Here is a 1,848-nt window from a genome sequence, read left to right as displayed (position 1 = left end):
ACCAGGATCACGAATCCCGCTAGCTCGGGTGTCCACAAAACCAGGCTAACCTCAGCATTGGTGTGGGTTGGTGTCATTGCGGCGGTCCTGGGAGTAGTTGGGTTTGTCTGCGCCGCGGTGGTGAAGTTCGGCATTCGCTTTATCCGCACACCGAGTAGTAGGTCTTAGTAGTACTAGGTCAGGGTCAAAGCGGCGCTGGGTTGGACAGATCTGTCAGCGAATGCACCCTACCGTTTAACAATTTTGTTGAGCTCGCATACCTGATGGACAGAATTGGAAACTGTTTTCGCTGAGTCAGCTCTCTAGCGGTCATCTGGGTCCCGCTCGTCAGAGATGGTTGCCCTGCCTTCGAGTTCGCTCGACAATTCGCGGATAAGGCGGTTGCCTTCATCGATAAACCATTGGTGATTCTCTTCGGAGTCCCACCCCGAATCTGGGTAATCGACGACGGGGTTGAAGTGAGAGCTCCAGAAGTCCATGTAAGCATGGAGATCGTCGGCCAGGTCCGCTGAAATTGGGAGGTCTGAAGTCCCCACTGCAATGTCGTCGGTGTCATGGCTCCACAGCGGTTCCTTCCGCCCCCAGTCGGGAAAGAATCGAATCTCGATTGGCGAGTTCATAGAACACAACTCTGCGTGCGGCTTCGCCGGATTACGCAGGGACTTTCTCTTTTCAGCTTCCCGAACGAATGAGAGCCCCAAGGACCAACCAAGCGGTACAAGGGCAATCGGAACACAGACCACCGAAACCACGACCGCTGCCACATAGGCGCTTATCCAACCATCCTCGATCGTGCCTGCCCACAACCATACGAAAATGCAGAAGCCGACAAGGAGTATGGACACGGACGCTACTGCGATGTATGCGATCTTCGCGCCTTTGGATTCAGGAATCAAAATTCGTTCTCCTCTCTCAGGTGTGCTGGCGGCATGTCCGATGTTCCGAATCACGGGTTTCGTCTGCGGATGATAGTTATTCTTATCGGCAAGGGCGGCGCCGTCGTTGTGTGAATTGTCGACTGCCTCCGCCGCTCGTTCGTCGCAGTGTTGTAAGTGTGTGCCACGGATCGTTGAGGCCGGTGTGGCATATTGAGATCAGACCATAATGGCAGGGGTATAGGGGAGATTCGCGGTGAGCAATAGTGACTCGGTGCACATGATGATCATAGCCACTGACGAATCGGTAGAGCTGTATCACATGGAAGATGTGCAGTGGGTGGAGTGGGTGCTACTCGGCTGGTTCGTCGTTGGTGCCGCCATCGCGGTCTGGTTCCTGACCATCATCGTGAAAAGGCAACACGCATGGTTGCCGCTCACTCTCCTCGGTGTCGCCTCTGTGAGCCTGATCGCCGGGGGATTCTGGGTCCAGTTGGGCTCCGGAGCTTATAGGGACAGTGAGGCACTGTGGGCCTGCCCTTCGGGTCTCAACGCTATGCGAATCACCGAAGCGAACGGATATCCGTTGTCGGATGGAATCGTTCGATGTCGTGCCGACGCGAAAAGGAACGTGGCAGTCGGCGCAGCGATGGCGGGCGCGGGGGTAATTCTGGCATTCGGTTCGCCTCTCGTCGGTCGACGTCCAAAGGCAGTGGTGCCCGCATAGCCGGGCGGAGTTGCAAGCCAACTTCGCATGTCGTCGCTAGTCAATTTTTCTTCTCGGGACTGATGCAAGGAGAGGTGACAATTCAAGTGTCACGCTGCGAGGGCAGCTGGCTCTATGATTGCTTCGTACTCTACTGGTGTCAATCGACCCAACCGGGCTTGTCGGCGACGTCGGTGATATGTCCGTTCGATCCAGGTCACGATCGCGATTCTTAACTGGTCTCTCGTGGCCCACCGGCGGCGGTCG

Annotated in this window: 3 protein-coding genes; 1 reads left to right on the top strand and 2 read right to left on the bottom strand. The window is 56.1% G+C overall.

Annotation, left to right across the window (positions count from 1 at the left end; genetic code table 11):
* Positions 1 to 302: 302 nt before the first annotated feature.
* Entirely contained in the window at positions 303 to 896 is a 594-nt protein-coding gene (locus INT29_RS19845) for a hypothetical protein (protein WP_096160556.1), read from the bottom strand.
* Between the two features lie 235 nt (positions 897 to 1,131).
* Here INT29_RS19845 and INT29_RS19840 point away from each other — a divergent pair, with 235 nt between their 5' ends.
* Positions 1,132 to 1,602, top strand: coding sequence for a hypothetical protein (locus INT29_RS19840; protein ID WP_145997016.1), 471 nt, complete (start codon positions 1,132 to 1,134; stop codon positions 1,600 to 1,602).
* An 89-nt stretch (positions 1,603 to 1,691) separates the two neighbouring features.
* On the opposite strand, the gene INT29_RS20345 is transcribed toward INT29_RS19840, so the two are convergent.
* The coding region (locus tag INT29_RS20345) for an IS3 family transposase (RefSeq protein ID WP_413463177.1) at positions 1,692 to 1,848 on the bottom strand (157 nt) is incomplete at its 5' end.

This window comes from Brevibacterium sp. FME37, from assembly GCF_014897485.1.
Classification (GTDB): domain Bacteria; phylum Actinomycetota; class Actinomycetes; order Actinomycetales; family Brevibacteriaceae; genus Brevibacterium.
The sequence above is the reverse complement of the archived record's forward strand: the minus strand, read 5'-3'. Positions and strand labels throughout refer to the sequence as shown.